Origin of the sequence: Clostridium sp. (genome assembly GCF_040797585.1) — a bacterium.
GTDB lineage: Bacteria > Bacillota > Clostridia > Clostridiales > Clostridiaceae > Clostridium_Z.
On the sequence record NZ_JBFNEO010000171.1, the window covers coordinates 1 to 6,332 of the forward strand.

Sequence of the window (6,332 nt, forward strand, 5' to 3'; positions counted from 1 at the left end):
ATGATAATCCTTGCCCTCAGTGTCTTACCGGAGTAAAGGAAAAAGAAAAGTTTTTTAGATTTTTAGAGTATCACTTTTACATATTTACTAAAGATTCTAACTATATTATCAGTGACATATCAGAAAATTATGAAGGTAAATCCTTTAATAAACTATTAAAGGAAAAAGAAGTGGACAACAGCTATATTGCTACTATAACAGTTTGTCGTTCTTGTGGTGTATATGATATTACAATAGAGGAATTATCTATTTAATTTGACCAAATGAACCTGACTTTTTTATGGTTTTAGGTATAAGATGGATAAGTTCTTTTCCATGATGAGTAATGGGACTATTATATAATAATTAATATAATAATTATTATGATATTTGAGATTATCTTAAGTATTACTACCTAAAGCAAAACAACAGGATATTGAATTTTATCCTGTTGTCTTGCTTTAAATATAAAAATATATATTTTAAAAATTTAAACTTATCCTTTTTCTATCCTCCAAGGGTAATATCTTGTTTGTTATACCAGTTTAAAGCATCATAGAAGTGTTGTGGCTTAAACTCTGGCCAGTATTCCTCTATAACATAAAAGTCAGAGTATACTGATTGAACTGGCAAGAATCCACTTAACCTTCTCCTGCCTCCCCATCTTACTATAAGATCAATTCTTGATATATCCTTCGAATTTATATTTCCAATTATGTTCTTTCTATCTATATCTGCAGCTTTTAATAAATTTAAGTCCCATTCCCATCCATAGTTAACGAGAAAATTAACTTTTATTCCCCCTTTACCAAATACTCTTCTTTTAGTAAAAGGTATTAATTCCTTTGGAAAACTTTTTGATGAAGTATTTCCCATTACTAATAACTCGGCATCTTCCTTTGAAAGAATCTTAACTGCATCTATACATGCCTTTATAAAAGCTTCCTTTTGATCTGCAGGCCTTTTTGTATTATCTGTAGTAAACCCATAGTATGTTATCTCTTCTACACCTTGTTTCTGACAAAGTTTAAAAAGAAGCAATCCTGGATTAATTCCAAGGTCATATCCCATAGCTTTATTTAACCCTTTAGATACTGCATATCGTCTATTTCCGTCTGGGATTATCCCTATATGCTTTGGTATTCTCATAATTTCACCTCATGAAAGTATATTTTAGTCCTTATATAATGTTAGTATTTCCAAGAAAAACATATTTAACCATGCTTTTTAATCTCATGAAAAAAGAAGGGCATTTCTGTCCCTCTTTTAAACTTAATTATTACAATTTAATACCCTTAAATTGACTAAAGTACATATTGTAATACTCTCCTCTTTTTCTAATAAGTTCTTCATGACTTCCATTCTCTTTTATTATTCCTTTATCTATTAGCATAATATTGTCTGCATTACGAATTGTACTTAACCTATGAGCTATTATAAATGTAGTTCTACCTTCCATAAGTTTTAACATAGCATCCTGTATTTGAAGTTCTGTACGACTATCCACACTGCTTGTGGCTTCATCTAATATTAGGATAGAAGGATCAGAAAGTATGGCCCTTGCTATTGCTATTAATTGCCTTTGTCCCTGACTCAAATTTGACCCACTTTCCGTAAGTACTGTTTCATAACCATTTTTAAGATGGGTTATAAATCTATGAGCATTTGCCATTTTAGCTGCTCTATAAACCTCTTCATCTGTAGCATCTAAGGCTCCATATTTTATATTTTCCTTTATGGTTCCTGAGAAAAGATAGGTTTCTTGAAGAACTATTCCAAAGGTTTTTCTAAGACTATCCCTTGTATAATTTTCTATATTTTTCCCATCTATTAATATCTCTCCCTGATTAACCTCATAAAATCTAGTAAGCAAATTAACAATAGTAGTTTTTCCTGACCCTGTAGGTCCAACTATTGCTGTGCTACTTCCTGGTTTTGAATAAAAACTTATATTCTTAAGAACAATAGAATCCTTACCATATCCAAAGGTAACATTTGAAAACTCTACCTCTCCTTTAGGACTTATTAAATCTTCTGCTTCCTTTTTATCTAATATCTCTTCTTCCTCATCTAAAATATTAAACACTCTCTCCGCTCCAGAAACAGCAGACTGAAGACTATTAAATATATTAGCTAGTTCATTAAGAGGTCTTGCGAATTGCCTTGAATAACTTAAAAAACTAGCTATAACCCCTATAGTTATTAAATCCTTAGTAGCTAAAATTCCACCAATTAAAGCAACCATAGTAAAACCTATATTATTTATAACATTCATCATAGGCATTAGAAATCCCGATCTAATTTGTGCTTTTACCCCTGCATTATGTAAGTCCTTATTTATTTTCTCAAAGTCTTTTATAATCTTCTCCTCATAATTAAAAGCCTTTACTATATTGATTCCAGATATGGATTCCTCAATATGTCCATTAAGATGTCCAAGACTCACCTGCTGTTCTTTAAAGATAACCCTAGTTTTTTTAGTGATAGACCTTGTAAGTAAAAAAACTAAAGGTACTATAATTAATGTTCCAAGGGTTAAGGGAATACTTAACACTATCATCATAAGTATAGATCCTACAACAGTTATAGCTCCTGACATAAGCTGAGTAGTAGATTGTGCTATAACGCTACTAACATTATCTATATCATTGGTAAGCCTACTCATAATATCCCCATGACTATTTAAGTCAAAGAAAGCTATAGGTAACTTTTGAAGTTTTGAAAATAAAGTTTCTCTAATGTTTTTTACAATACTTTGAGATATCTTTGCCATAATTAATCCTTGAATAATAGTAAGCATTCCATTAATAATATAGGCTGATACTAATGCTATAATTGTTATATTAAGATAAGAAAAATTTACTTCTCCTCTCCCCATAGACATAGCATCTACAGCTTTTCCAATTATATATGGTACTAATAATGCCACTAAAGAATAGATTATTACGCATACAAACACCATAGATAAGGGCTTTCTTTCCTTATGAAAATATGTCCAAAGTCTTTTTAATGTACCTTTCATGTCCTTTGGTTTCGGTCCCTTAACTCCTCTTACACCCCTTCCCCTATTATTTCTACCCATGGAAGAGGAGACTACAAATTCTTCTATTTTAGATTTATTATTTTCTTTTTCATTATTCATATTAATTCACCACCTCTTTACCTAGCTGGGAATTTAATATTTCCTTATATACGCTACAATTTTCTATTAAGTCTTTATGTACTCCCATTCCTACTATTTCTCCATTATCTATAACCATTATCTTATCTGCTTCCATTACTGAAGTTATTTTCTGGGAAATTATAAAGGTAGTTACCTCTCCTAAATAACTCTTTAATCCCTCCCTAATTTTATTTTCTGTTAAAGTATCTAAAGCACTAGTACAATCATCTAATATTAGAATCTTAGGCTTTTTTATAAGAGCTCTTGCAATAGAAACCCTTTGTTTCTGCCCTCCTGATAAGTTAACTCCTCCTCTACCAAGGATTGTGTCATAGCCATCTTTAGTATTTATTATAAATTCATGAGCCATAGCTATAGATGCTGCTTCATTAATATTCTGAGAAGAAGCATTCTCTTTTCCCCAAAGAATATTATCCTTTATTGACCCTGTAAATAGCATTGTTTTTTGAGGGACAATAGCTATATGATCTCTTAAGATTTTATGATCCATATTATTTATATTAACTCCATCTATTTTAATACTTCCTAGGGATGGATTATAAAAACCTGGTATCAAATTTACTAAAGTGGTTTTCCCCGCTCCTGTAGCTCCTATTATTCCTATGGTTTCTTTAGCCTTAGCCTTAAAAGTAATATTTTTTATTACCCATTCTTCTGAGTTATCAAAATAAGAAAAACATACATTATTGAATTCTATATTTCCCTGTAAATTTGAAATATCAGTATTTTCTTTATCTGACTCATGGCTGCTATCCTCCTTTAAAACTTCTTCTATACGTTTTGCAGAAGCCCTTGCCTTAATAAACATATTAAATACGTGAGAAATCATCATAAGAGAGAATAAAATCTGAGTCATGTAATTAGTAAAGGCTATTACTTGTCCAACCTCCATAGTTCCATTATTTACTCTATTTCCTCCCATCCAAAGTACCACCACTATAGCTAAATTAACTGTTAAACTTATTCCTGGAGAGAATAAAGCATTTATCCTCATAGCAGTTTTAGAAAGTGTTGTTAATTCTTCATTACAGTGTCCAAATCTCTCCTTCTCATAATCAAATCTATTGAAAGCTTTAACTACCCTAACTCCTCCAAGGTATTCCCTCATTACTCCATTGATTCTATCTAGAGCGCCTTGTATTTTTATAAAAAATGGATAAGATATTCTCATATTCATAAATATTATTAATACTATAATAGGTACTATAAGTAAAAGTATTATTGACATTGGAGGATTCAGTCTTGATGCCATAATAATAGCTCCTATTCCTATTAATGGAGCCTTAACAAAAATCCTCATAAGTCCATTAACAAAGTTCTGAACCTGAGTCACATCATTGGTAAGTCTAGTTACTAAGGATGATGTTGTAAAATTATCTAAGGTCTTAAAGGAAAAAGAGTTTACTTTCTTAAAAAGATCCATCCTTAAATCTGAGGCAAAACTTTGAGATACATTAACAGATAGTATATTTCTTCCCGTTGCTCCTAAAGCTCCTATAATTGTTATAAGAACCATAAGTCCTCCCATATTAATTACATAATTGATATCCTTATTTTTAACTCCTATATCCACAACCTTTGACATTATTGTAGGCTGCATAAGATCACAAAATATTTCTATGATTAAGCAAGATATAGCTATAAGAAATGGTTTATAATATCTCTTTATATATATGTAAAATGTATTCATCTTCTCCTCCATTTTTCCTATGTACTCTGAGTATATTTTACCATATACTTATAAAAGTAACTCTACTTCAATTTATATATTCTCTTATTAGGCTATGTAAATTTAACTTTTCATACTAGTTAAGCTTTAAAATAGAAATAGATTTTAGTGCAAAAATCTAAAATACAACATCTGAACTTCTAAAGAACAATAATTTAGATTATATAACTTAATTAACAAAAAAGTAATTTAATAAATAATGTATTTCTAATAGTTTACTCAATTAATCTATGGCAATACTTTCCATAAATCCCTGTTAAAAACATAAAAATAAAGTCTGACTATCTATGTATCTAAATTGTCAAACTCTATTTTAATTATGCACTTATGCTTCTTATGTTAAATCAGTTTTTAATAAAGCAAACATAAATTCATCATTCCACGCCCCATTAATAAGCCTTGCTTCTCTCATATACCCCTCTTGTACCATACCTATACGCCTTGCTAAAGCAACACTTCTCTTATTTTCAGAATTTATAAAAGCTGTTAGTTTATGAATTTGTAGTTCTTCAAAAGCAAATTCAATAACTTTTCTCACAGCTTCCGTAGCGTAACCTTTTCCTAAGTGTTCTCTTAGAAATACATATCCTATTTCCCACTCTCTTGTCTTTTCCCAATTGCAAGTTAAAGAAACATAGCCAATCCTCTCCTCTTCTTCATTGAAGACCATATACATTATTGCACCTTCACTTGGTAATGCTTCCGACCTTTCAACAAACCAATTACAATCCTCAATAACACTATCTATTTCGGGAATTCCATCTGTTTCATACTGTTTATTTTCAGATAGCGTTTCTAATTTTATAATAAAGTCAATATCCTCCTCAGTGATTCCACGTAATAATAACCTATTAGTTTTTAAATTTAGATCCATTTGTTATCCCCTCTCAGATATAAACATTCATACCCTTTTTATAATACCAATTAATTATTAGTAAAATTATACCATAGATAAGTAGTGTCAACTATAAACTCCAGTAAAATAGAAATTAACAATTGAAACTTACCCTCTTTTTAATCATAAATACTCTTTTTTGTTTTAAATGTGATTATATTTTAAGATGGGTTAAATATAAATAGATAGTTGGTTTGACTTATTACTATTTTAAAAATGATTTGTAACTTCAGAGTAAAAAACTTAGGAATTTAAAACAAGATTCAACTTTCTAAAACTGTTTAAAAAAATCTCAAAGACTAAGAGGCATAGTTTAATACTACGCCTCTAATAAATTAACTATATACTTCTAATATTGATCTCTAATTAAATCTATGGTTCCTAGTAATATATGAGCCATCCCAAATCCTAGTACTAATTTTTTCATCCTAGGATTTCTGGTTCTTTTCTTTATATCATTATATCTTAAAGCTAAAGATCCTCCTGTAATTGCTACTCCTAAAGCTGTTGGTATAAAACCACTTCTTACTTTCATAGCTATAACC

At 30.0% G+C, this 6,332-nt stretch carries 6 protein-coding genes; 1 reads left to right on the top strand and 5 read right to left on the bottom strand.

The window, feature by feature from the left end; genetic code table 11:
• The coding region (locus tag AB2369_RS10435; RefSeq protein ID WP_367666421.1) for a DUF3785 family protein at positions 1 to 254 on the top strand (254 nt) is incomplete at its 5' end.
• A 232-nt stretch (positions 255 to 486) separates the two neighbouring features.
• On the opposite strand, the gene AB2369_RS10440 is transcribed toward AB2369_RS10435, so the two are convergent.
• The 5 genes from AB2369_RS10440 to AB2369_RS10460 all read right to left on the bottom strand — a co-directional run.
• Complete coding sequence (locus tag AB2369_RS10440; protein ID WP_367666422.1) at positions 487 to 1,128, bottom strand: undecaprenyl diphosphate synthase family protein; 642 nt, start codon at positions 1,126 to 1,128, stop codon at positions 487 to 489.
• Positions 1,129 to 1,258: 130 nt separating this feature from the next.
• Positions 1,259 to 3,061, bottom strand: coding sequence for an ABC transporter ATP-binding protein (locus AB2369_RS10445; RefSeq protein ID WP_367666426.1), 1,803 nt, complete (start codon positions 3,059 to 3,061; stop codon positions 1,259 to 1,261).
• 61 nt (positions 3,062 to 3,122) lie between these two features.
• Complete coding sequence (locus tag AB2369_RS10450) at positions 3,123 to 4,853, bottom strand: ABC transporter ATP-binding protein (RefSeq protein ID WP_367666423.1); 1,731 nt, start codon at positions 4,851 to 4,853, stop codon at positions 3,123 to 3,125.
• Positions 4,854 to 5,226: 373 nt separating this feature from the next.
• Complete coding sequence (locus tag AB2369_RS10455) at positions 5,227 to 5,766, bottom strand: GNAT family N-acetyltransferase (RefSeq protein ID WP_367666424.1); 540 nt, start codon at positions 5,764 to 5,766, stop codon at positions 5,227 to 5,229.
• A gap of 370 nt (positions 5,767 to 6,136) precedes the next feature.
• Positions 6,137 to 6,332, bottom strand: a 196-nt coding sequence (locus AB2369_RS10460; protein WP_367666425.1) for an asparagine synthase, incomplete at its 5' end; no start/stop codon positions are given.